The following is a 21782-nucleotide window of genomic DNA, read 5'->3' as shown; positions in this document are numbered from 1 at the left end:
TTGCGCTGCTGCCGATGTGGTCTCGTGGGCTGTTGATCAGGCCCCCGTCTGCCCCCCCGCGGCCGGCGGTGTCGCTGGCGCAGGCGCCGGAGCGGGCGCGTTGACCGCGTTGATCACCTGCAGCATGTCGGGCTTCATGGCCATCAGCTGCTGGTTCCAGTAATTCCAAGAGTGGGTGCCGTTGCCCGGGAACTGGAACACTCCGTTGCGACCGCCGTTGGCCGCGTAGGTCTGCTGGAACTGCTGGTTGGTGCGCAGCGTGAGGCCCTCGAGGAATTTCGCCGGCATGTTGTCGCCGCCCAGGTCGCTGGGGGTGCCGTTACCGCAGTACACCCAGATTCGCGTGTTGTTGGCGACCAGTCGCGGAATCTGCATCATCGGGTCGTTGCGCTTCCAGGCCGGGTCGGTGGACGGGCCCCACATGCTGTTGGCGTTGTAGCCGCCCGAGTCGTTCATCGCCAGTCCGATCAGCGTCGGCCACCAGCCCTCGGACGGGTTGAGGAAGCCCGACAGCGACGCCGCGTAGGGGAACATCTGCGGGTAGTAGGCGGCCATCACCAGTGCCGAGCCGCCCGACATCGAAAGCCCCACTACCCCATTGCCCACCGGCGAGGTGCCCTTGTTGGCCTGCAGCCAGGCCGGCATCTCCCGGGTCAGGAACGTCTCCCATTTGTAGGTATAGCTCTGGCCGTTGCCCTGGGACGGCTGGTACCAGTCGCTGTAGAAACTGGACTGCCCGCCGACCGGCATGATGACCGAGATTCCTGACCCGTAGAACTCCTCGAAAGCCGGAGTGTTGATGTCCCAGCCGCTGTAGTCGTCCTGGGCGCGCAGGCCGTCCAGAAGATAGACCGAATGTGCTCCACCGCCTTGGAATTGGACCCGGATGTTGCGGCCCATCGCCTGCGACGGGATCTGGAGGTACTCGACCGGCAGGCCCGGCCGGGAGAACGCACCCGCGGTGGCTGACCCGCCGACCGCACTGACGAGACCGGTCAGCAGGGCAGCACCCAGAGCGGCGAACGCCAGCCTGCGAGGCATGGTTGTCGCTGCGCCACACAGCTTTTCAACGAACTTCATCGTTTCTACCCATCCCAACTTTCATCTGCCGCTGGTGCGGTGGAATCTGTTCTGGGGCGAGTGAAACACAGGCACCATCCCCGGCACGCCCGTCGCGGCCGTAGAACTTTGTCGCGGTTGGCTAACGATTGGGAGTCGGCCCCGATACCCGCTGACCCGGTCACCTACGGGTAACGAACGGCCACCGAAAGGGTATCGACGGCTTTTCGGTCGACGCCGAATGCGTTACGCGACCAGTCGGCGCAAAAATGTTGACGCCGTGATGATTCCGACGACAGGAGCCACGACCAGCACGATGACATCCGCAACGTGGAACGGGGTGCCGATCAACAGCGCGCGCAGCACGTCGACCTCGTAACTGAGCGGGTTGACCTTGCTCAGTGCATGCAACCAGCCCGGCATCACATCGACCGGATACAGCGCATTGGAGGCGAAGAACAACGGCATGGTGATGGCCTGACCGATGCCCATCAGGCGATCGCGGTTACGCACGAGACCGGCCAAAGTCATTGATAAGCAAGCGAAGAACGCTGCGCCGAGCATAACGGCAATCATCGCCGCCAGAATCCGCAGTGGGTTGACCGTCAACCCGATGCCCATCACGTAGGCCAGTATCAGCACGCCGACAACCTGTGCCATAGACCGCACACCGGCAGCGAACGACTTGCCGGTGATGAGGGCGGATGCCGGCGCCGGTGTCACCAGCAGCTTCGCTAACACGCCGGCGTCGCGGTCCCAAATGATCTGGATGCCATAGAAAATCGAGATGAACAGCGCCGACTGGGCGATGATTCCCGGCGCCAGGAACGCCTGATAGGTGACGTTGCCGGTGTCGATCACGTGCAGGCGGCTGAACGTGGTGCCGAAGATCAGCAGCCACAGCGCGGGCTGCACCATCCTCATCACCACCTCGGTCCGGTCGTGTCGCAACTTCTGCAGTTCCACGATCGCGAACGCGCCGACGCGACTCAACATCGCTCTGGCCCTGTCCAATCCGTGCGGAGCCCGGATCAGGCCGACGGTAGGTGAGTAGCTGCGATCAACCGACACGGCGAGCAACCCTTCTGGTGGAACGAATTTCATGAATGTCGGCCGAGTCTTCGGTCAGGCCGGATGCCGAGTAGTGGCGGAACACGTCTTCGAGGGTGGCCTGCGGTGACAGGGTCGCTTTCAATTCCTCGGGAGTCCCCTCCGCCTGCAACGCGCCGTGATGCATCAGGGCGACCCGATCACACAGGGCGTCGGCCTCTTCCATGTAATGCGTGGTGAGCAGGACAGTCATGCCGAACAGCTCCTGCATCCGCCGGACCTGTCTCCACACGCCGTCGCGCGCGATCGGGTCCAGGCCCACGGTTGGTTCATCCAGCACGAGCAGCGATGGCCGGTTGACCAGTGCTTGCGCCACTTCCAGGCGCCGCACCATGCCCCCGGAGTAGCTGGATGCCAGCTTGTCGGCGACGTCGAGCAGGTCCATGGCGGCAAGCGCCTGATCGACGCGCTCGGTGCGCTGGGCGCGCGGGACGCCGTAGAGGCGGGCGAACCACGTCACATTCTGCCGGCCGGTCAGCGCAGTTTCGATTGACAGCTGTTGCGGCACATAGCCGATGTTGCTGCGGATGTCGATCGTCTGGCTTCGTGCGTCCAGCCCGAAGATACGCAGTTCGCCATGCTGGACGGGCGCCAGTGTGGTCAGTACCCGCACGACGGTGGTCTTGCCGGCGCCATTGGGACCCAGCAGGCCCACCGTCTCGCCGGGCCGCACCGAAAACGTCACATCGTCGACCGCGGTGTGCTGGCCGTACCGATAGGTCAAGTGCCGGCAATCGATCGCGTCGGTCATATGCTTGGCTCCTGCAGCTTCTTCGTCATCCCCTCGAGCACCTCCAGCCCCTTGGCCAATACCCCGATCTGCTGGTCGTCAAGCTCATCGAGCAGTTCGGTGAGCACTGCGCGCCGGGCCGCAGCCGTCGCATCCATCACCTGCTGAGCGGACTCGGTCAGCCGCAACCGGCCGACGCGCCGGTCGGCGGGGTCGGGGCTGCGTTCCAGCAGGCCCGCGCAGGACAGCTTGGACACCAGGCTGGAGGCGGTGTTGGGCACCAGTCCTAGCTCGGCGGCCGCGACGCTGACGGACACCCCCGGTCGGTGCGAGACCAGACGCAGCAGCTCGGCCTGCGAGTCGGAGAGGTACCCCGTGCCGGCGGCGCGCCGAAGCTGGCGGCGGAACCTGCCCAGGATCCGCGGTAGGTCAGCCGCAAGATCGGTCGTTGTCTTTACCACGGTCGAAATAGCTCTGTAGGCGAGCTATTTATTCCCGGCGCATCGCCTCCGCCGGGGCCGACGCCGAGGTGTAGCCGGCCATGGCGGCAACCTGCTCCACCGTCAGTGACGTCGTTGCCGCAGTTGCCGGGCCGGTTCGATTCGGACCCGCTGCTGTAGGCCGTAGGGCGTGACGCCCAAGCCCTGGCGAACCCGTCGCTCCAGTGTGTCGTCGCGTGATTCCCGATTCGAGCGCGGTGGAGCGATACTGACGTTGCCGTCGAGGTGGCTTCCGTACTTCGGGCGGCGCCCTTCGTCGAGCCGGCGGACGCGGCCGGGATGCTGTTCGGTCATCAAGCCTGAGGCTCGAGCCGGTGCAGGCTGACTTTCAGGGACGCGTGCTCGATGGTTGCGGTCATGTACGTGCAGAACGGTTGCCTGCGGCGATCGGTCGGCGAGCCGGGGTTCAGCAGCCGTAGTCCGGTCAGCGTCGTGGTGTCCCAAGGTATGTGGCTGTGGCCGAACACCAACACGTCGGTCTCGGGGTAAAGCCGTGACATCCGCGTGTCCCGGCCTGCCGCACCACCCGTCTCGTGCACTACCGTGAACTGCAACCCGGCCAGTTTCACATCCGCGCGCTCGGGTAACCGCGATCGCAGCTCGTCGCCGTCGTTGTTGCCCCAGCACGCAATCACGCGCGCCGATCTGGCTTCGAGCCTGTCGAGCAGGTCCGGTGTCACCCAGTCGCCGGCGTGGAATACGACGTCCGCGGCGGCGACCTCGTCCCACACCTGGGTGGGTAGATCGCGGGCGCGTTTGGGGACGTGGGTGTCGGTGATCAGCAGGAGCCGCATAAGTTCTATGCATACCCGGACCAGAGGAGAGACCATGCGTACCTTCGAGTCAGTCGCCGACCTCGCCGCCGCCGCGGGGGAGACTATCGGGCAGAGCGATTGGGTGACGATTACTCAGGAATCGGTGAACCTGTTCGCCGACGCGACCGGGGATCATCAGTGGATTCACGTCGACCCGGAAAGGGCGGCCAAAGGACCGTTCGGGACGACCATCGCGCATGGATTCATGACGCTGTCGCTGCTGCCGCGGCTGCAGCACGACATGTACACCGTCAAGGGCATCAAGTTGGCAATCAACTACGGCCTGAACAAGGTTCGCTTCCCTGCTCCGGTACCGGTGGGATCGCGGGTGCGCGCAATTAGCTCGCTGGTCAGTGTCGACGACGTCGGCAGCGGTGCGGTGCAGGCGATCGTGTCGACCACCGTCGAGATCGAGGGGTCGGCCAAGCCGGCCTGTGTGGCCGAAAGCATCGTCCGCTACATCACCTAGCCTCATCCCCACGAGCAGACACAAAATCGCACGCTAACGGTGCTAAACGTGCGATTTTGTGTCTGCCCGCGGGGAAAGGTGGCGGGGGAAGGTCGCCGGGGAAAGGTCGCCCTAGAACTCCGCGATCGAGTGTTCCAGGCGGGCGGCCAGCCGCGCCTCCGCCTCGGCGCGCCGGGTGGGTATGTGCTGCGAGGGGAAAGGCGTTGTCACCGGCTGATATTCGCGTAGCGTGCGACGAGCTACCGTCATCTTGTGCAATTCGGTCGCGCCGTCGGCGATGCCCAGAGACTCGGCGGCCACCAACATCTTCACGAAAGGCATTTCATCGGAGACGCCGAGAGCGCCGTGCAGGTGTAGGGCCCGCTGGGCTACGTCGTGCAACACCTGCGGCATAGCCACCTTCACCGCCGCGATATCGCGGCGCACCTTCTGGTAATCGTGGTACTTGTCGATAAGCCACGCGGTGCGCAGCACCAGCAGCCGGAATTGTTCGATCTGGATCCAGCTGTCGGCGATCTTCTCCTGCGTCAACTGGAAATCCGAGAGCCGCCCGTGCCGGGTCTGGCGCGACACCGCCCGCTCGCACATCATGTCGAAAGCCCGGCGCGCCAACGCGATTGTGCGCATCGCGTGATGGATACGCCCACCGCCGAGCCGGGTCTGGGCGATCATGAACGCCTGCCCCTCACCGCCGAGCACGTGGTCGGCGGGCACCCTGACGTCGCGGTAGCGCACATAGCCGTGGCTCGCACGCTTGGACGATTCCGCACCTACCCCGACATTGCGGATGATCTCGATGCCGGGGGTTTCGGCCGGCACGATGAACAGCGACATCTTCTCGTAGGTGCGGCCCTCGGGATTGGTGACGGCCATCACGATGAAGAACGAGGCGTGCTTGGCGTTGGTGGAGAACCACTTCTCGCCGTTGATGATCCAGTCGTCACCGTCGCGGGTCGCCGACGTGACGAACAACCCGGGGTCCGAACCGCCCTGCGGCTCGGTCATCGAATAGCAGGAGGTGATCTCGCCGTCCAGCAGCGGTTGCAGATAGCGGGCCTTCTGCTGCTCGGTGCCGAACAGGGCCAGGATCTCGGCGTTGCCCGAATCCGGTGCCTGACAACCGAACACCGAAGGCGCCCAGCGTGAACGCCCGAGAATCTCGTTCAGCAGCGCCAGCTTCACCTGGCCGAAGCCCTGTCCGCCGAGCTCGGGACGCAGATGGGCTGCCCACAACCCCTGTTCCTTCACCTGTTGTTGCAACGGCCGAAGGACCGCCATCATCTCCGGGTTCTGCTTGTCGTAGGGATCCAGCGCGACGAGATCCAGCGGTTCGAGTTCGTCGACCATGAATTTCTCGACCCAGTCCAGCTTGGCCTGGTATTCCGGGTCCGTTTCGAAGTCCCACACGGTTGGCCACCGTTCCCCGGCGCAGCGCCGCGCCGGCATCGTTGATGGAGTCACACCATCGTAGGATCAGCGCAGTTTGGGTAGCACGCTGGTGCGGTAGAACTCGATCGCGGTGACCGGGTCGTCCTGCGGGAAGTGCAGGAAGGGCACGGCCTCCGCGTCGAGAACCGACTGCACCGCTTCGATGTGGGTGGCCGCGTCGGTGCCCACGGTCCAGTTGCCCAGCACCTTCTGGTTCGAGTTCACGTCGGCGGCGCGCTGGATCTCGACGGGGTTGGGCTGGTCGACGGCCCCGGCGGTGAATCGCCACAGCGACGCTGCGCGGGCCGCGGTGGCGCTGTCTCCGACGACGGCAAAAAGCTCGGCGCGCTTGCCCATCGTGGCGGGGTCGCGGCCGGCCTGCCGCGCGCCGGCGGCGAATGCCGCGAGCAGTTTCGGGTCCTTCACGTCGTGCGCCTGTGCGATCCACCCGTCGCCGTAGCGGCCGGCCAATGTTGCGCTCTTGGGGCCGCCGGCGGCTACGAAGATCGGCGGAGGTGTCGGCGGGACGTCGTAAAGCTTCAGCGCGTTGGTCTGGAAATAACGTCCCGCGAATGAGATTCGTTCACCGCTCCACAGCTGGCGGATCAGTCCGATGGCCTCGACGAGGCGGTCGTGGCGTTCAGCGTAGGTGCCGTAGGTGTTGGTCGCAGCCTGTTCGTTGAGCCGTTCGCCGGTGCCCAGGCCGAGGAACACCCGGCCCGGGCTCAGCAGCGCCAGCGAGGCGAAAGCCTGCGCCACCGTCGCGGGGTGATAGCGATAGGTTGGGCAGGTCACCCCGGTGCCGAAGGAAATCCGGCTGGTGCTGTTCCCCACCAATGCCAGGGTCAGCCACGGGAACATCGAATGGCCCTGGTTGTCCTGCCATGGCTGCAGGTGATCACTGGCCCACACGTACTGAAAGCCGGCCTTCTCGGCCGCCTGAGCCTGTGCGACGAGCTGGTCTGTGCGGAATTGCTCGTGCGACAACACCAATCCGACGGCCTTGCCCGGGGGTGGGCTGGGGTTGGCCGGTGCGTTGCCACCCCGCGACTCGCAGCCGGACAGCCCCACGGTGGCGGCCACGCCCGCCCCGGCGGCCAGTTGCGCCAGTGTCCTTCGCGAGATGCCGGTCATCGCATCGGAATACCCTCGACCCCGGTCGGCACACCTGCGGGATGCCGGCTGGCGTGCCTCACGTCACCCACCTACGGTGAGTGAGGTGACTCCCCACGCGCGTCCGGCGCGCAAAGCTGACATCGCAGAGTTGAGCCGCACCCTGGGTCGTGCGTTTTTCGACGATCCGGTCACCATGTGGATCCTTCCCGACGATTCCGCGCGGCGAAAGCACCTGGGTCGGTTGTTCGCCACCATGACCCGTCATCACCATATGGCCGGAGGCGGCGTGGAGGTGGCGACCGACGGATCGGCCATCGGCGCGGCCGCACTGTGGGATCCGCCGAATAAATGGCGAGAGTCGCGCTGGGCCGAGCTGGCGCAGCTACCGACTTTTCTGAGGATCTTCGGCTCGCAATCGAAGCGCGGGCGCACGGTGCAGGAGATGATGAAGCGCGCGCACCCGGAAGAGCCGCACTGGTACCTGGCGGTGATCGGCAGCGACCCCGGCGTTCGGGGCCGCGGTTTCGGGCAGGAATTGATGCGGTCCCGGCTGGATCGGTGCGACGCCGAGTACTGCCCCGCATACCTTGAATCGTCCAAGGCCGAAAACGTGCCCTATTACGAACGTTTCGGTTTCCGGGTCACCGGGGAGATCGAACTTCCCGAGGGCGGGCCAAAGCTGTGGCCGATGTGGCGCGATCCGCAGTGACGGCGCAGCGATTCCAAACTCGCGGTCCGGGGTTTGACGGTCGCCTTCGCCTCGGAACTCCCGCCTGATTTGATCCGGGTCAACGCGATTGCGCCTGTTATGACTGACACCGAGAGTGCGCTGGCCGCCGTGCCGCGGTCACTGGTCGAGGATTCCGTTCATGATCTGCAGCTGGTCCACCGCATGTGCACCATGGGCGACGTGGTGGCGCCAATGCTCTACCTGTGTTCGAAGGAGGCGTCGTTCATCACCGGTGAAACCCTCAGAGTCAGCGGCGGTTACCCGCTCTCGGTCTGACCGGGTTTAGCGCCGGGAGCGCTGGGAAATCACCGGGCTATGGAAACCGGCCCCGGAGACACCCTGGATCCCAGCGAGTCCACCGACTCCGACGAGCTGCTCAACGATGACGGAGACATCGTCGTCGACCCACCCGAGGGTTGGAGCGAGGCCGACAAGTTCGGTATGACGGCGCGCGAGGAGCGGGAAGGCGAATCGCTGGACCAGCGGCTCGCCGAGGAAGAACCGGACGTCATCCCGGATGTCGAGCCTGCTGATGTAACCCCGGGCCGTGCGCACCGCGGCCAGATCGACGGAGTTCCCGAAGATGGCCCTTCGTTGTTCCAAGTCGTTGACGAGTGACTCAGGGTTCGCTCTTCCAGGCTGTCACGCCGATGGCGATCATGCGAAGTTGTTTGACCGCGATCCGGTGAATCTCCTCGAGCGCCTCAGCGCTCTGAGCGTCCTCGATGGCCTCGGCGGTGACAATCATCGCGTTGACGAAAAGGCTTGCCAGCACGTTGAGATCCTCGGTGCTCCACTCGTTAAGCCTGGGGAAGCGCGCCAGGTCGGTGGCCAGTTCTGACACGATCAACCGGATCTCGGTGCGGATGGCATAACGCAGTACCGACACCCCGGTCGAGCGTTCGCGCGAGATAAAACGCCAGTGCTCGCGCTGATCGGCGACGCTGCCGATCAGGATCTCCACCGAGGACTCGATGACCCGGCTGGGGTCGAGCTTGCCGGCGCGGGCGCCGCGCAGCGTGTCGCGCAGGCTGCGGAAGGACTCGTCGATCAGCACCAGGCCGAGTGCCTCCATCGACTCGAAGTGGCGGTAGAACGCCGCAGGCACGATCCCGGCCTCGCGGGTCACCTCACGCAGGCTCAGGCCGCTGAAGCTGCGGTCGTTGAGCGCCTTGAGCGCCGCGGCGATGATCGCCCGCCGGGTTGCTTCCTTGCGTTCCTCACGCGAGGGCGTATCACGGGCGCTTTCGCGGCTCCGTTCCCGGCTCGACCGCCGCGAGTGTGAGCTAGGAGTACGACTGTTCACTATGTGAACCCTAACACAGAACCATTGAAAACCCTTGACCACCTGCGCCGACCGATGTCACGGTGTACACATGTTCACTCAAACTTTCCCTAAGGCGATCGCCAAGCGAGTCCTGAGTTCCGACCTCGTTGATCTGCTCACCGGGCCGCACGGCGTTGACCGGTACACCGAGCTCGTCACGCCGACGTGGACCTCGGGCGAGGCCCGCGCCAAAGTGGTCGATGTCCGGCGGACCACACCGCGCAGCGTCACCCTCACCCTGGCTCCGAACGCCGCGTTCACCGAGCGCTACAGCGTCAGGGCCGGGCAATTCGTCAACGTGACCGTCGAGATCGACGGCCGGATGCACTCGCGGTGCTACTCGCCGGCCAACGTCGAAGGCAGCCCTGAAATCGAGCTGACGATCGGCGTCCATGACGGCGGGCTGGTGTCGACCTACCTGTACGAGCGGGCGCACCGCGGCATGGTGGTCGGCCTCGACGGCGTCGGCGGGGACTTCGTCCTGCCGGAGAAGGCACCGCGCCGCATCCTGTTCATCTCCGGCGGCAGCGGAATCACCCCGGTGATGGCGATGCTGCGCACCCTGGTGGCGCGTGGCCACGATGGTGACCTTGCCTTCGTGCACTATGCCCGCACTCCCGCCGAAGCGTGCTACCGCGAGGAACTCGCCGCGATGCGCGGGGTTCGGGTATTGCACGGGTTTACCCGTTCGGGTTCGGGTGACCTTGACGGCCGTTTCGACGCCCCGCATCTGGCCGCCGCGATGGAAGCACCCGACGCGGTGTTCGTCTGCGGGCCAGACGCTTTGGTCGACGCCGTCAAGGGCCTTTGTGAAAATGTGTTCACCGAAAGTTTCGTGCCGCCGGTGTTCGAGCCGCCGGCCAACCCGACCGGCGGACGGGTCAGCTTCGCCGACAGCGATGTCGAGGTCGAGGATGACGGCCGGTCGCTGCTGGAACAGGCCGAAGCGGCCGGTCTCACCCCGCAGAACGGGTGCCGGATGGGGATCTGCCACACGTGCACGCGCCGCAAGACCTCCGGCACCGTGCGCAACCTGGTCACCGGCGCCGTCTCCACCGGCCCGGACGAGAACGTGCAGATCTGCGTCACGGTCCCGGTCGGCGACGTCGAAATCGCCCTCTGACAACCATTCAAGGAGAAAAGCCATGTCACACAACAAGATCGCTCTGACCAAGGACCAGGCCGACGCCTTCGGCCGCGAACTCGACGCCATCAGGGAACGGGTGATGGCCGGCCTCGGCGAACAGGACGCCGAGTACATCCGCAAGGTCATCAAGACCCAACGTGCCCTGGAAGTCGGCGGCCGTGCGTTGCTGTTCCTGCCGCCCACCTGGTTGTTCGGCACCGCGATGCTCGGGATCGCGAAGATCCTGGACAACATGGAGATCGGTCACAACATCATGCACGGTCAGTACGACTGGATGCGTGACCCGACGATCTCCGGCCGCGACTTCGAGTGGGACACCGCCTGCCCGGCCGACCAGTGGCGGCACTCGCACAACTACATGCACCACACCCACACCAACATCGTCGGCATGGACCGCGACATCGGCTACGGCATCATCCGGATGAGCGAAGACCAGCCCTGGCAACCCTACTTCCTGGGCAACCCGGTTTACGCGTTCCTGCTGATGGTGCTGTTCCAGTACGGCGTCGCCCTACATGAGCTGGAAACCGAGCGCATCCGCTCCGGTGAGATCTCGCTGCGTGACAAGCGCGAGACGCTGCGCGAGATCTGGAAGAAGACCCGGCGGCAGACGCTCAAGGACTACGTGGCGTTCCCGCTGCTGGCCGGGCCGTTCGCGCCGTTCGTGTTCACGGGCAACCTCACCGCCAACCTGATGCGCAACGTGTGGTCCTACATGATCATCTTCTGCGGGCACTTCCCGGACGGCACCCAGGAATTCTCGGTCGAGGAGACCAAGGACGAGACCCGCGGCCAGTGGTACTTTCGCCAGGTGCTGGGCTCGGCGAATCTGACCGGCGGCAAGATCTTCCACCTGCTGTCGGGTAACCTGTCGCACCAGATCGAGCACCACCTGTTCCCGGACATGCCCGCCCGCCGGTACGCCGAGATCGCGCCGGAGGTTCAGGAGATCTGCGAGCGCTACGGCATCCCCTACAACAAGGGGCCGCTGCTCAAGCAATTCGGCACCGTCGTCCGCAAGATCGTCCGCCTCAGCGTCCCGGACTCGTGGTGGGGTAAGGCCGGGACCGAGCAGCAGAACGCGGTCGAAGCGGTGCCGGTCGCCGCATAGTTTGATTCTTATACACCGAAGCCCGGGGCTCTGTTGATCGAAGCCTCGGGCTTTCGGGTGGACAATGACCATGTGGAGTGGACCGGCGCGCGATATTCCGACAAACCGACCGTGGAATCCTGGACATGGGTGGACGCCGAGCCGCAGCGAGTGTGGAGTCTGGTCTCCGACATCGAACTGATGCCGACCCTCAGCAACGAGTTGCGGTCCGTGGAGTGGCTGGACGGGATCAGCGAGCCCCGGATCGGTGCGCGGTTCATCGGACACAACGAACATGACGCGTTCGGACGCTGGAGCACCACTTCGCATATTGTGACTTTCGACCAGCCACGTGAATTCGCTTGGGCGGTAGGTGAACCCGAGTACCCCGCGGCGACCTGGCGGTTTCGGCTGACGCCGCGGGACGGCGGTACCGTGCTCTCGTTCTGGACACAGATGGGCCCGGGCCGTTCGGGGCTGTCGAACGCCATCGACGCGATGCCCGACAAGGAGCAGAAGATCGTGTTCGTGCGGCTGCGGGAGTTCGAGGCCGCGATCGACAAGACTCTGGCCGCGATCAAGAGGCTGGCCGAACACGGGGTGCGGTGATGCGGACTGCGACGACGGTCGAATTGTCCGCGGGCGCAGCAGAAACCGTTGCCTTTGTGGTCGAGGCCGAGCGGCTCGGGCTCGATATGTGCTGGGTTGCCGAGGCGTGGGGTACCGACGCTCCCTCGGCGCTGGGTTATCTCGCGGCCCGCACCGAGAAGATGCTGCTGGGTTCCGGGGTCATGCAGGTGGGCACCCGCTCGCCGGTGCTCGTCGCTCAGACGGCGATCACGTTGTCCAACCTCTCGGGTGGCCGATTCCTGCTAGGGCTCGGTGCGTCCGGCCCGCAGGTGATCGAGGGCTTGCACGGCGTCACGTTCGAGAGGCCATTGGCCCGCATCCGCGAGACCGTCGAGATCGTCCGGCAAGTCTTCGACGGCGGCAAAGTCTCCCACTACGGAAAGGAGTTTCAGATACCGCGGCCGGGTGGCGAGGCGAAGCCGATGCGATTGTCGACCCACCCCGAGCATCCGATTCCGGTCTACCTGGCCAGCCTGTCACCGGCCATGCTGCGGCTGACCGGGCAGCTCGCCGACGGCTGGCTGGGTACCAGCTTCGTCCCGGAAGGCGCTGCCCAGGCCTACTTCGCCCACCTGGACGAGGGCTTGGCCGCCTCCGGGCGCAGCCGCGATGACCTCGACATCTGTCAGGGCGCCGAGGTCGCGTTCGCGGCCGACGAAGACGCCCTGCACGCCATGGTGGCCGGACGCAAGACCGAACTCGCGTTCAGCCTTGGCGGGATGGGGTCGGCCAGCACCAACTTCTACAACCGGGCCTACAGCCGCCAGGGCTGGAGCGAGGTGGCCGCCGCGGTGCGGGACCGGTGGCAGGCGGGCGACCGCCCAGGTGCGGTCGCGCTGATCACCGACGAGATGGTCCTGGCGACAACGCTGATCGGCACCGAGGCGATGGTGCGCGCCCGCCTTGCGGTGTGGCGCGATGCCGGTGTGAACACCGTCCGGCTCTATCCGGCGGGCGAGACACTGGACGCCAAGCTGGAGACGTTGGGCCGGGCGATCGAATTGGTGCGCCGAACGTGAACTGAAGGCGGTTTTTTCGCGATTTTGCCGCCGTCATTTCACGTTCGGCGCGGGGGGACGTGGTGGGTCACGCAAATCACGCGGGTTTCGCCAGCGTGCCCGATCTGATCGCCGGCACCAAAGGTCGAACACGCCGCTAGGAAGGCTCGGCCGGTGCGTCGGTCACCTTGACCAGCTGGACCTCCGGACGGTCCGGCACCGAGTCGGCGAGGAACCACCGAAACGCGAGGTTCCCGCGCGGATAGCCCAGTGTGGTAAGGGAATTGGGGTGAGCTGTCGCGGCAGCCGACAAGACGATCGTCATCGACCCGTCACTGTTCGGGACGGCGCTGTGCCCGTTGACCGAACACCGTGCGTCCGATGCGCCGTAGGTGGCCATGAACTGGTTCCAGACCACCATGTTCCAGAACCGGCACGACGGCGGGCGGTGTGTGATGACCAGTGCCTCGTCCTCGTCGAGCACGAAGCTGCCGTAGGCGTAGCACGCGTCGCGCGCTGACCAACCGAAGTTGGCATCCGGAACCTGGTAAGGATCTGCGAATTCATTTGCGGCATAGGCGACTTCGTGTCCCAGGGCATGTGCTTCATCACCGCGGGTACCCACCGGCAGCGGCACGATGGCGAACATGGTGCGCAACCACGTGGCTGCCGCGCGCAACCGGGCCGCGGTTTCGGAGTCGCCGTGCCGAATCGGGTCCGGTGCGTCGAGTGCCTCGATATTCCAGACGACGGGGCGGCCGGTCAGCGGATCGGCCTGGTAGTCGCGCGTGATCAGCGCGGCCGCATCCGGCGTCGGCGGGAATTCGAAGGAGAAGTTGCCCTGGTCGTCGATGGCCAGGTCGGTGTCGCGGACGATGGCGACGACGCGGTCCGACCAGGCGCCCGGTGACGGCTCGTTGTAGGCGGTCACCGAAAAGTACACACTGTCACCCTTGTTGCCGCTGACGCGGTAACGGCGGTTCGGGTCGACCGGGCACATGAAATAGTAGGCGTCGGTGTTGTCGCCGCCCCATCGTCGGTCGCGACGGAAAGGGGTGTTGACGGCGACGAACTGGGGCCGACCCGGCTCCGGGAAGAGGTAACTGTCGAACGCCACACCGAGCGTGGCGCCGAGCATGCGATAACCGTCGGCGACGTGCCGGTCGTCGGTCACCGCACGGTCGCCCTCGAGAAAGGACCGGCCGAGTTCACTTAGGGTGGCGAGCAGCTCTTTCCAGGCCGTCGTCGATTCGTGCGTCATGCGCCGATTCCTTTCAGCAGCAACGTCGTAGTGCGATCGATCCAGGTGTCATCGAGTGCCGCGGGACGGGTGAGCAGGCCCAGCAGCGTCACGCCGGCCACCGCTTCGGCGAGTTCGGGCGCCGTCACGTCGGAACGGACTTCGCCCCGCGCCGCGGCTTTGGCCAGCATCGCGTGGAGCCCGCCGCCGATGAGTCCGGCGAAACGCTCCAACAGCGCCGCGTGCAGGGTGGGGTCGGCGGCCATCTCGCCGATCAGCCCGGGCAGCGCCGCCCTGGCGGCCGGGGTGCTCAGAACTTCCTTTGTGCGGCAGACTATTTCGCGCAGGTCCTGCCGCAGCGATCCGGTGTCGGGGATCTCGGTCGCGGCCCCGATCGGGAAGACCGCCTCGTGCACCAGGTGCGCCTTGCTCGGCCACCGCCGGTAGATCGCCGGCTTGCTGGTGCCCGCCCGGCTGGCGATCTCCGAGACCAGCAGACCCGGATAGCCCGTTTCTGCCAGTAGCTCGACCGTGACGTCCAAGACCGCCGCGTCGATGCGCGGGTTGCGGGGCCGGCCGAGGTCTTCTGCCATTACGAAACTGAGAGTAACATAAGTCGCCGTGACTGATACTGTCGCCTTGGATGACCTGGCTCAGCCCCGTTTCAGCGCCGCAGCGCAGCCGATCCTGGACATGATGGCCGCGCTGGCGCCGAATTGTCCGCTGGACGCCGCCGCGCTGCACGCGCAGGCCAGCGCGGACACGGGTCTGCACGATTTCGGTCCGGGCGACTACCGGGAACGGCTCGAGGTCTATCTGTCCGCGCTGCGCGACGTCGACGGACTGCACCCGGCCGGGGTGGTCAACTTCTACGGGCAGCTACTGCAGCTGCTCAAGAACCGCCTGCTGTTGGCCGACCTGCTGCACCGCCACCCTGAGATCAACGACATCGAACTGCGCTCGCCGGTAGTGATCGCCGGATTGCCCCGCACCGGCACCACTCACCTGCACAACCTGCTGGCGTCAGCGCCCACCTTCCGGACCATGCCTTACTGGGAGAGTAACGAGCCTTTCCCGCTGCCGTCGGAGGCTGGTATCACGCCGGATCCGCGGCGTGCCCGGATGGATGTTGCGGTCAGCGTGATCAATCTGGTGATGCCGCATTTCGCCCTCATGCACGAGATGACCACCGATCACGTCCACGAAGAGATCCAATTGCTGGCCAACGACTTTTCGACGATGCTGTTCGAGACGCTGGCCCATGTGCCCGCCTGGCGCGACTATTACCAGGCCCATGATCAGACGCCGCACTACCGCTACCTCGCCACCCAACTCAAGGCGATGCAGTTCCTGCGCGGCGGGCAGCGCTGGCTGCTCAAATCACCTCAGCATCTCGAGCAGGTGCCCGTACTGAATCACGTCTTCGGCGACAGCATCGTCGTCTTCACCCACCGCAACCCGGTGCCGGTGGCCCTGTCGATGGTCGCGATGATCACCTACTCGGCTCGCATGCACCGCTCACCGGTGCCGGTCGAGCAGATCGCCGGGTACTGGATCGACCGCCTCGAACAGATGCTCAACGCTCTGGTCCGGGATCGCGACGTGATCGGCCCGGACCGTTCCGTCGACGTCCGCTTCGACAACTTCATGGCCGACGAACTCGGCACGGCCGAGCGGCTCTACGCACTGGCCGGCGAACCGTTTACCGAGGCCGCAATCATGGCCGTCACCGACTATCTGGCCAATCATCGCCGCGGCCGCCTGGGTGCCGTGGCCACGTCCTATGAGATGTTCGGTCTTGCCGAAGACGATCTACGGGCCCGGTTCGCGCCGTATGTCGAACGGTTCCTGGAGTAGCTTCAAGGCATGACAACCCTGCCCGAGCTGGACGGCGTCGAACACCGGTTCATCGATGTGGGCGGGGGTGTCACCATCCACGTCGCCGACGCCGGTCCGGCCGACGGGCGGGCGGTGATGCTGGTGCACGGGTTTCCGGAGAACTGGTGGGAGTGGCACGAGCTGATCGGGCCGCTGGCCGCCGACGGCTACCGGGTGCTGTGCCCGGACCTGCGTGGCGCCGGCTGGAGTTCGGCGCCGCGGTCGACGTACACCAAGGACGAGATGGCCGGTGATCTCGCCGCGTTGCTGGACAAGCTGGGGGTCGCCACGGTCACGCTGGCCGCTCATGACTGGGGTGGGCCGGTGGCGTTCATCCTGATGCTGCGCCACCCCGAGAAAGTGACCGGCTTCTTCGGGATGAACACCGTGGCGCCCTGGGTGAAGCGTGATCTGTCGTCGGTTCGCAACATCTGGCGGCTCTGGTATCAGATCCCGATCTCGCTGCCGGTGATCGGGCCCCGCCTGCTCAGTGATCCCAAGGCCCGGTTAGCCCATCCGGTGGTGAAATGGGTCGGAGGCGGGTTCAGCATCCCCGACGACGACCTGCGGCTGTACATCGACTGCATGCGGCAGCCCGGCCACGCGGAGGCCGGCTCGCGGTGGTATCGGTCGTTTCAGACCGGGGAGATGTTGCGCTGGATGCGTGGGGAATTCGCTCCAAAAAACGGGGCGCGGGTTGAGGTGCCGGTTCGCTGGCTCTCCGGTGTTGAAGATCCGGTGATCACGCCGGATCTTACCGACGGGTATGCCGAGTACATCACCGATTTCGAGGTCGAGCTGGTCGACGGGGTGGGCCACTGGATCGTCAGCCAGCGTCCCGATCTGGTGCTGGACCGGCTGCGCGCGTTCCTCAGGGCTGGACCAGGATCCTGATCGGGTTGCCCTCCTGGCGCTCCAGCATCTCGATGCCGGCGTGGAGGTCCTGCAACGGGATGACCTGGCTGATGGATCGTGAAAGATCAAGGCGCCCATAGGAAACCAGCTTGGCCAAGGTTTCGATATCGACGTTCTGATAGCCCAGGTGCCCCAGCGCCTGCTTGCGACTCAAGCCGAACATGGCGGTGGGGCCAACGCTGGGTGCTTCCGCGCTCATGCCCACGCCCACCAACCGGCCACCGGCGGTCAGGGAATCCAGCGCCTGCTCGAAGGTCGCCTTCAGACCTACGGCGTCGAAGGCCACATCCAGCTTCCGTCCGCCGGTGACTTCGGCGATCCTGTCCTGCAACTGGTCATCACGAGTGTCGAATGCATAGTCCGCGCCGATCTGCAGCGCGCGCTCGAGCACCGCCGGGTTGATGTCGAGTGCGATCACCGGCACCGCACCCACCAGCTTGGCCAGCTGGACGATGTGGGTGCCGACGCCGCCGACGCCCCACACGCCGACCGATTCTCCGATCGTGACCTTGCCGGTGCGCACGACGGCGCCGAACGGCGTGGAGACCGCGTCGGCCAGGATGGCGGCCTGTTCGAGTGGAACGTTGTCGGGGACCCGGGTCAGGCCCACCGTCTGGGCCAGGGTGTATTCGGCCCACGCGCCGTCATAGGCGAAGGCCATCAACTGAATTCGCAGACAGTTCGACAGCTCGCCGCGACGGCAGTTCGGACAGGCCTGGCAGGGGCGCCCGGCCGCGACCACCACGCGGTCGCCCTCGGACCAGCCGGTCACCTCCGGCCCGAGTTTGGCGATAGTGCCGGAGGCTTCGTGGCCCTGGGTCACGACCGGCGCCTGAGGCGGAAACGTGCCGTTGATCAGGCTCAGGTCCGAATGGCAGATCCCGCAGAACGCCACCTTGACCAGAACTTCGCCGGGGCCGGGCTCGGGAATGGGAACGTCTTCCAGCACAACGTTTTTGGTGTCGGCGTAGAAGCGCTCGGCGCGCATGGTTGCGGTCATTCGACGCCGATCGTGACTTCGGTGGACTTGATGAAGACCGTCGCCGGCTGACCCGCTTCGAGACCGAGGTCGAGCGCGGCGTCCTTGGTGATCGATGACGTGACGATCTGATCACCTCCGTCGAGCCGAATCTTGACGATCGCCATCACACTGCCGAGGTTGACCTCGGTGATGGTGCCCTTGAGTTGGTTTCTGGTCGACAGGCGCATCGTATGGGTCCTCCGGTGATGACATTCGCGGCCAATCGAGCCTAACGCCGCCGAGGAAGCGTAGCTTGTCCGATGGACCGGGCTCGGCTCATTGAGCGCTGACCGGGCGAACCAGGTCCGTCATCATTCGATTGAATTTGGCTGGTTCGTCCACAAACGGCTCGTGTCCAGACTTCTCGAACCACACCAGCTCCTTCGACGGTGCACTCAGTGCATCGAAGTATGCGACGCTGTGCTCGGGAGGCACCCAATGATCGCGACGGCCGAGGAAGAAGAACACGGGCATCTGCACCGCTGGCGCAAGAGCAAGAAGATTGAGCTTCGCTACCTGCGTCCACATCGCGTCGATGGAGAACCGGAAGCCGCGCAGCAGGTCAGGCAGCTCAAGGATCGATGATTCCGGTCCGCCGAGCATTATCCGACCGATGTGCCATAACGCTCTTGGTTTCAGTTGGCCGTCGGTCTGCTGCAGAAACGTGCGCTCGGCGAACAACGCGGCCGAGTCCGGGTAGGGCGGCGGGCCGATGGCGCGCAGCTTGTTAAGGGCCTTGCGATAGCCGCGACGCTGCGCCTCGGCGAGGGCAAAAGCATAGGATGCCGACTCGCCGGCTGCCCAATCGCCGATCTGGCCACTGCCGACGTAAACCGAGACCTTCTGCGGAAATCGGGTGGCGTACAGCACACCCAGTGCAGAGCCCCAGGAGTGACCGAAGATCACCACCTTGGCGAATCCGAGGCGTGCGCGCACCAGATCGACCAATGCGTCAAGATCGGCGATGAACTGCTGCACCGTCATCGAAGATCTCGGGATGCGCGGAGAAAACGACTTTCCGGCGCCGCGCTGGTCCCAAGAGACCACGGTAAAGCCTTCCTCCAAGGGGGCATTGAAGTGCCGGAAAAGCCGCATCTCGCTAAAGCCGGGCCCGCCATGCAGATGCACAAGCGGCGGATTGGTCACGCTCGCGCCCCGGATCATCACCCATTGATCGATTCCACCCAAGCGGTGGTACCCGACTTCAGCGATGCTGCCCGGAAGGACCTGGCCGGTGGCGGTGCGAAACGGCGGTGTATGTCCTGGATTCCGCATGGCACCGCCCTAGTGCCGCGGACCGAGCAGTGCTACGGACGCATCCACGGCCGGTTCGACGATGCTGCGTACCGGCCTGCCATCCTCGACCGCCAACGCCACCAGTTCACGCAGGCCGCCCACCAGGATCACCGCCAACGGGACGGTCAGCGGCGGCAGGTTGGCGCGCCGGAATCCCGGACTGCCACTGAGATCGACGAGCAAGCCGGTGAGCAACTCCAGTCCCTGGCGTTGAACGGGGCGGGCGTAATCGCCCAGCGAGGGAAGCTCGCGGATCCAGCTCAGCGTGACGGCCGGCCGGGATTCGATGTTGCCGACGTAGCCTTCGACGGCCTGCCGGATCTGCTGGTGCCAGTCCGCTTCTGGATCGACCGCCGCCCGGATGTCCTCGGCCATGATCTCGATCTCGGCGCGCAACAAATCCAGAAAACATTGTTCCTTGCTGGGAAACCGGTCGTAGAACGTGCGCTTGGAGGTGCGGGCGTGGCGGACGATGTCGGCGACCGTCGTAGCCCGATACCCGCGCTCGCCGATCGACACGGCCAGGCCGTCGAGTAGCCGCAACCGAAAAGGATCGGGTTCAGAGGCGACGGTGTCGTCAGCCACTGCGGTCACAACCGGCCCCTTCGCTTGTCAGGTTTGGTACCACAGAGTACCGTACGGGGAAAGCCGCTGGTACACCGCAGTACCACCCCTCGAAAATGGGGCAGACGTAGGGAGTCGCACCTTCGTGAGCCAAGCAATCGACGCGCCCGCCGTGCCCGAGGTCAAATTGCCGCCGGCGACCCGCATCCCGAAGCTGTTGCAGGGCCTGATCTTCGGGTTCTCCCGGAAAGGGCTGTTGCGGCGCCTCGCCGACCGCTACGGCGCCGCCGTCACCATGCACATCCCCATGTACGGCCACATTGTGATGGTGTCGGATCCGCAGCTGGCCAGGCAGGTCTTCACCACCAGCCCGGACGAACTCGGCAACATTCAGCCCAACCTCAGCCGGATGTTCGGATCGGGCTCGGTCTTCGGCCTGGAAGGCGACGACCACCGGCGCCGGCGCCGCCTGCTGGCGCCGCCATTTCACGGCAAGAGCATGAAGAAGTACGAGACCATCATCGAAGAGGAAACACTGCGCGAAACCGCGGGCTGGCCCGGAGGCCAGCCGTTCGCGACCTTGCCGTCGATGATGCACATCACTCTCAACGCCATCCTGCGCGCAGTCTTCGGCGCCGAGGGTGCCGAACTCGACGAGTTGCGCCGGATCATCCCGCCGTGGGTCACGCTGGGCTCCCGGCTGGCCGCGGTGCCCAAACCGACGCGGGACTATGGCCGCTACAGCCCGTGGGGCAGGTTGTCGGAGTTTCGGCGGCAATACGACCTGGTGATCGACAAGCTGATCGACCGGGAGCGTTCAGATCCGAATTTCGCTGACCGTAATGATGTGCTCGCACTGATGCTGCGCAGCAAGTACGACGACGGTTCGGTGATGTCTCGCAAGGACATTGGCGACGAACTGCTGGCGCTGTTGGCCGCCGGACACGAAACCACCGCCTCCACTCTGGCTTGGGCTTTCGAGCGGATCACCCGCCACCCCGCGCTGCTCTCGGCGCTCTCGGAGGAGGCTCAGGGCGACGGAAACGAGTTGCGTCAGGCCACCATACTGGAAGTGCAGCGGGCCCGGACCGTCATCGATCTGGCGGGCCGGCACGTCTATCCGCAGACGTATCGACTCGGTGAGTGGGTGATACCCCGTGGATACACGATCATCGTCAACATCGGTCGGATACACCAGAACCCGGAAGTCTTTTCCGAACCCGAACGCTTCGATCCGCAGCGTTATATCGGGGGCAAACCGCCCGCGTTCGCCTGGATACCGTTCGGCGGCGGCACCCGTCGTTGCGTGGGTGCCGCGTTCGCGAACATGGAGATGGATGTCGTGCTGCGAACGGTGTTGCGCCAGTTCATAGTTGAGAGCACCACTGCGCCGGACGAGCGCTGGCACGGCCGTGGGGTGGCGTTCGTCCCCAAAGACGGCGGCCGAATCGTGGTGCGCCGGCGCCGATAAGTTCGCGTGCGCGATCGAGTCTGCGGTGACGGCATCGAGCCTGCGGCGAGGGCTTGCGATAGGTCCTCAGCGATGTGATAAAGGTCGGGTCTGGTGACACGTTCCTGACCGGCACACCAAGGGCCACCCTACGCAACGCCGCGATCGGCCTGCCCCGGCTCGACGGCCACGACAACATCGCCAAAAGCGTTGCGCCATCACGCCCGAAACCCTCACAGGCCAGTCGAACTACTACTGAACAGGTGTAA

25 protein-coding genes and 1 pseudogene are annotated in these 21782 nt (G+C 65.3%); 11 read left to right on the top strand and 15 right to left on the bottom strand.

What is annotated here, in order from left to right; translation table 11 throughout:
• Positions 1-36 precede the first annotated feature (36 nt).
• From ag85C to ACX9NE_RS27745, 6 genes are all read right to left on the bottom strand, one after another.
• Positions 37-1080: a diacylglycerol acyltransferase/mycolyltransferase Ag85C gene (gene ag85C, locus ACX9NE_RS27770; protein WP_459364950.1), complete on the bottom strand. Its 1044-nt coding sequence runs from the start codon at positions 1078-1080 to the stop codon at positions 37-39.
• Between the two features lie 225 nt (positions 1081-1305).
• Positions 1306-2055: an ABC transporter permease gene (locus ACX9NE_RS27765; RefSeq protein ID WP_459364953.1), complete on the bottom strand. Its 750-nt coding sequence runs from the start codon at positions 2053-2055 to the stop codon at positions 1306-1308.
• 64 nt (positions 2056-2119) lie between these two features.
• Complete coding sequence (locus ACX9NE_RS27760; RefSeq protein ID WP_459364949.1) at positions 2120-2920, bottom strand: ATP-binding cassette domain-containing protein; 801 nt, start codon at positions 2918-2920, stop codon at positions 2120-2122.
• Positions 2917-3360 (bottom strand): MarR family winged helix-turn-helix transcriptional regulator, encoded by a 444-nt coding sequence (locus ACX9NE_RS27755; RefSeq protein WP_459364948.1) that lies wholly within the window; start codon positions 3358-3360, stop codon positions 2917-2919. Before ACX9NE_RS27755 ends, ACX9NE_RS27760 begins: the two co-directional genes overlap by 4 nt.
• 102 nt (positions 3361-3462) lie before the next feature.
• Positions 3463-3693 (bottom strand): hypothetical protein, encoded by a 231-nt coding sequence (locus ACX9NE_RS27750; RefSeq protein WP_459364947.1) that lies wholly within the window; start codon positions 3691-3693, stop codon positions 3463-3465.
• Entirely contained in the window at positions 3693-4193 is a 501-nt protein-coding gene (locus tag ACX9NE_RS27745) for a metallophosphoesterase family protein (protein WP_459364946.1), read from the bottom strand. Before ACX9NE_RS27745 ends, ACX9NE_RS27750 begins: the two co-directional genes overlap by 1 nt.
• Before the next feature lie 34 nt (positions 4194-4227).
• Here ACX9NE_RS27745 and ACX9NE_RS27740 point away from each other — a divergent pair, with 34 nt between their 5' ends.
• The gene (locus ACX9NE_RS27740; protein ID WP_459364945.1) at positions 4228-4683 is read left to right on the top strand and encodes a MaoC family dehydratase; all 456 of its coding nucleotides are present in this window, start codon (positions 4228-4230) and stop codon (positions 4681-4683) included.
• A gap of 111 nt (positions 4684-4794) precedes the next feature.
• Here the strand turns inward: ACX9NE_RS27740 and ACX9NE_RS27735 are convergent, their stop codons facing one another.
• Positions 4795-6090 (bottom strand): acyl-CoA dehydrogenase family protein, encoded by a 1296-nt coding sequence (locus ACX9NE_RS27735; protein WP_459364944.1) that lies wholly within the window; start codon positions 6088-6090, stop codon positions 4795-4797.
• A 66-nt stretch (positions 6091-6156) separates the two neighbouring features.
• Positions 6157-7245: a F420-dependent hydroxymycolic acid dehydrogenase gene (locus ACX9NE_RS27730; protein WP_459364943.1), complete on the bottom strand. Its 1089-nt coding sequence runs from the start codon at positions 7243-7245 to the stop codon at positions 6157-6159.
• 85 nt (positions 7246-7330) lie between these two features.
• Here ACX9NE_RS27730 and ACX9NE_RS27725 point away from each other — a divergent pair, with 85 nt between their 5' ends.
• The 3 genes and pseudogenes from ACX9NE_RS27725 (at position 7331) to ACX9NE_RS27715 (ending at position 8575) form a co-directional block, all read left to right on the top strand.
• Positions 7331-7936: a GNAT family N-acetyltransferase gene (locus tag ACX9NE_RS27725; RefSeq protein ID WP_459364942.1), complete on the top strand. Its 606-nt coding sequence runs from the start codon at positions 7331-7333 to the stop codon at positions 7934-7936.
• A gap of 24 nt (positions 7937-7960) precedes the next feature.
• A pseudogene (locus tag ACX9NE_RS27720) lies at positions 7961-8233 on the top strand (SDR family oxidoreductase); the annotation flags it as partial.
• Between the two features lie 39 nt (positions 8234-8272).
• Positions 8273-8575, top strand: coding sequence for a hypothetical protein (locus ACX9NE_RS27715; protein WP_459364941.1), 303 nt, complete (start codon positions 8273-8275; stop codon positions 8573-8575).
• Between the two features lies 1 nt (position 8576).
• Here the strand turns inward: ACX9NE_RS27715 and ACX9NE_RS27710 are convergent, their stop codons facing one another.
• Positions 8577-9263: a TetR family transcriptional regulator gene (locus ACX9NE_RS27710; protein ID WP_459364952.1), complete on the bottom strand. Its 687-nt coding sequence runs from the start codon at positions 9261-9263 to the stop codon at positions 8577-8579.
• Positions 9264-9333: 70 nt separating this feature from the next.
• Here ACX9NE_RS27710 and ACX9NE_RS27705 point away from each other — a divergent pair, with 70 nt between their 5' ends.
• From ACX9NE_RS27705 to ACX9NE_RS27690, 4 genes are all read left to right on the top strand, one after another.
• Positions 9334-10407 carry a ferredoxin reductase gene (locus ACX9NE_RS27705; protein ID WP_459364940.1) on the top strand — a complete coding sequence of 358 codons (1074 nt, stop codon included), beginning with the start codon at positions 9334-9336 and terminating at the stop codon, positions 10405-10407.
• 22 nt (positions 10408-10429) lie between these two features.
• Complete coding sequence (locus tag ACX9NE_RS27700; protein ID WP_459364939.1) at positions 10430-11542, top strand: fatty acid desaturase family protein; 1113 nt, start codon at positions 10430-10432, stop codon at positions 11540-11542.
• A 72-nt stretch (positions 11543-11614) separates the two neighbouring features.
• Positions 11615-12130: an SRPBCC family protein gene (locus ACX9NE_RS27695; RefSeq protein ID WP_459364938.1), complete on the top strand. Its 516-nt coding sequence runs from the start codon at positions 11615-11617 to the stop codon at positions 12128-12130.
• On the top strand, positions 12130-13170 hold the full coding sequence (locus ACX9NE_RS27690; protein WP_459364937.1) for an LLM class flavin-dependent oxidoreductase: 1041 nt from the start codon (positions 12130-12132) through the stop codon (positions 13168-13170). Before ACX9NE_RS27695 ends, ACX9NE_RS27690 begins: the two co-directional genes overlap by 1 nt.
• A gap of 136 nt (positions 13171-13306) precedes the next feature.
• Here the strand turns inward: ACX9NE_RS27690 and ACX9NE_RS27685 are convergent, their stop codons facing one another.
• Together ACX9NE_RS27685 and ACX9NE_RS27680 are read right to left on the bottom strand one after the other, a co-directional pair.
• Positions 13307-14410 carry a DUF1214 domain-containing protein gene (locus tag ACX9NE_RS27685; protein WP_459364936.1) on the bottom strand — a complete coding sequence of 368 codons (1104 nt, stop codon included), beginning with the start codon at positions 14408-14410 and terminating at the stop codon, positions 13307-13309.
• Positions 14407-14982 (bottom strand): TetR/AcrR family transcriptional regulator, encoded by a 576-nt coding sequence (locus ACX9NE_RS27680; protein WP_459364935.1) that lies wholly within the window; start codon positions 14980-14982, stop codon positions 14407-14409. The genes ACX9NE_RS27685 and ACX9NE_RS27680 overlap by 4 nt, the downstream gene beginning before the upstream one ends.
• A 100-nt stretch (positions 14983-15082) precedes the next feature.
• Here ACX9NE_RS27680 and ACX9NE_RS27675 point away from each other — a divergent pair, with 100 nt between their 5' ends.
• On the top strand, positions 15083-16246 hold the full coding sequence (locus ACX9NE_RS27675; protein WP_459364951.1) for a sulfotransferase family protein: 1164 nt from the start codon (positions 15083-15085) through the stop codon (positions 16244-16246).
• Between the two features lie 9 nt (positions 16247-16255).
• On the top strand, positions 16256-17161 hold the full coding sequence (locus ACX9NE_RS27670) for an alpha/beta fold hydrolase (protein ID WP_459364934.1): 906 nt from the start codon (positions 16256-16258) through the stop codon (positions 17159-17161).
• Here ACX9NE_RS27670 and ACX9NE_RS27665 read toward each other — a convergent pair.
• From ACX9NE_RS27665 to ACX9NE_RS27650, 4 genes are all read right to left on the bottom strand, one after another.
• Positions 17139-18182 carry a zinc-binding dehydrogenase gene (locus tag ACX9NE_RS27665; protein WP_459364933.1) on the bottom strand — a complete coding sequence of 348 codons (1044 nt, stop codon included), beginning with the start codon at positions 18180-18182 and terminating at the stop codon, positions 17139-17141. The two genes, ACX9NE_RS27670 and ACX9NE_RS27665, sit on opposite strands and share 23 nt — an antisense overlap.
• Positions 18179-18391: a TOBE domain-containing protein gene (locus ACX9NE_RS27660; protein WP_459364932.1), complete on the bottom strand. Its 213-nt coding sequence runs from the start codon at positions 18389-18391 to the stop codon at positions 18179-18181. The genes ACX9NE_RS27665 and ACX9NE_RS27660 overlap by 4 nt, the downstream gene beginning before the upstream one ends.
• An 88-nt stretch (positions 18392-18479) precedes the next feature.
• Positions 18480-19478 (bottom strand): alpha/beta fold hydrolase, encoded by a 999-nt coding sequence (locus tag ACX9NE_RS27655; protein ID WP_459364931.1) that lies wholly within the window; start codon positions 19476-19478, stop codon positions 18480-18482.
• A gap of 9 nt (positions 19479-19487) precedes the next feature.
• Entirely contained in the window at positions 19488-20093 is a 606-nt protein-coding gene (locus tag ACX9NE_RS27650; RefSeq protein WP_459364930.1) for a TetR/AcrR family transcriptional regulator, read from the bottom strand.
• A gap of 115 nt (positions 20094-20208) precedes the next feature.
• On the opposite strand from ACX9NE_RS27650, the gene ACX9NE_RS27645 reads away from it, so the two are divergent.
• Positions 20209-21534, top strand: a complete 1326-nt coding sequence (locus ACX9NE_RS27645) for a cytochrome P450 (protein WP_459364929.1) — start codon at positions 20209-20211, stop codon at positions 21532-21534.
• The last annotated feature ends 248 nt before the right edge of the window (positions 21535-21782 follow it).

The organism is Mycobacterium sp. ML4 (genome assembly GCF_054515735.1).
This window is presented reverse-complemented; position numbering and strand designations above follow the sequence as displayed.

Coding starts and splice junctions, on each gene's coding strand:
- ACX9NE_RS27730 (WP_459364943.1), bottom strand. CDS start 7,245: ATGACCGGCATCTCGCGAAGGACACTGGCGCAACTGGCCGCCGGGGCG.
- ACX9NE_RS27685 (WP_459364936.1), bottom strand. CDS start 14,410: ATGACGCACGAATCGACGACGGCCTGGAAAGAGCTGCTCGCCACCCTA.
- ACX9NE_RS27670 (WP_459364934.1), top strand. CDS start 16,256: ATGACAACCCTGCCCGAGCTGGACGGCGTCGAACACCGGTTCATCGAT.
- ACX9NE_RS27660 (WP_459364932.1), bottom strand. CDS start 18,391: ATGCGCCTGTCGACCAGAAACCAACTCAAGGGCACCATCACCGAGGTC.
- ACX9NE_RS27680 (WP_459364935.1), bottom strand. CDS start 14,982: ATGGCAGAAGACCTCGGCCGGCCCCGCAACCCGCGCATCGACGCGGCG.
- ACX9NE_RS27740 (WP_459364945.1), top strand. CDS start 4,228: ATGCGTACCTTCGAGTCAGTCGCCGACCTCGCCGCCGCCGCGGGGGAG.
- ag85C (WP_459364950.1), bottom strand. CDS start 1,080: ATGAAGTTCGTTGAAAAGCTGTGTGGCGCAGCGACAACCATGCCTCGC.
- ACX9NE_RS27705 (WP_459364940.1), top strand. CDS start 9,334: ATGTTCACTCAAACTTTCCCTAAGGCGATCGCCAAGCGAGTCCTGAGT.
- ACX9NE_RS27750 (WP_459364947.1), bottom strand. CDS start 3,693: ATGACCGAACAGCATCCCGGCCGCGTCCGCCGGCTCGACGAAGGGCGC.
- ACX9NE_RS27665 (WP_459364933.1), bottom strand. CDS start 18,182: ATGACCGCAACCATGCGCGCCGAGCGCTTCTACGCCGACACCAAAAAC.
- ACX9NE_RS27700 (WP_459364939.1), top strand. CDS start 10,430: ATGTCACACAACAAGATCGCTCTGACCAAGGACCAGGCCGACGCCTTC.
- ACX9NE_RS27655 (WP_459364931.1), bottom strand. CDS start 19,478: ATGCGGAATCCAGGACATACACCGCCGTTTCGCACCGCCACCGGCCAG.
- ACX9NE_RS27765 (WP_459364953.1), bottom strand. CDS start 2,055: ATGTTGAGTCGCGTCGGCGCGTTCGCGATCGTGGAACTGCAGAAGTTG.
- ACX9NE_RS27675 (WP_459364951.1), top strand. CDS start 15,083: ATGATGGCCGCGCTGGCGCCGAATTGTCCGCTGGACGCCGCCGCGCTG.
- ACX9NE_RS27715 (WP_459364941.1), top strand. CDS start 8,273: ATGGAAACCGGCCCCGGAGACACCCTGGATCCCAGCGAGTCCACCGAC.
- ACX9NE_RS27745 (WP_459364946.1), bottom strand. CDS start 4,193: ATGCGGCTCCTGCTGATCACCGACACCCACGTCCCCAAACGCGCCCGC.
- ACX9NE_RS27690 (WP_459364937.1), top strand. CDS start 12,130: ATGCGGACTGCGACGACGGTCGAATTGTCCGCGGGCGCAGCAGAAACC.
- ACX9NE_RS27760 (WP_459364949.1), bottom strand. CDS start 2,920: ATGACCGACGCGATCGATTGCCGGCACTTGACCTATCGGTACGGCCAG.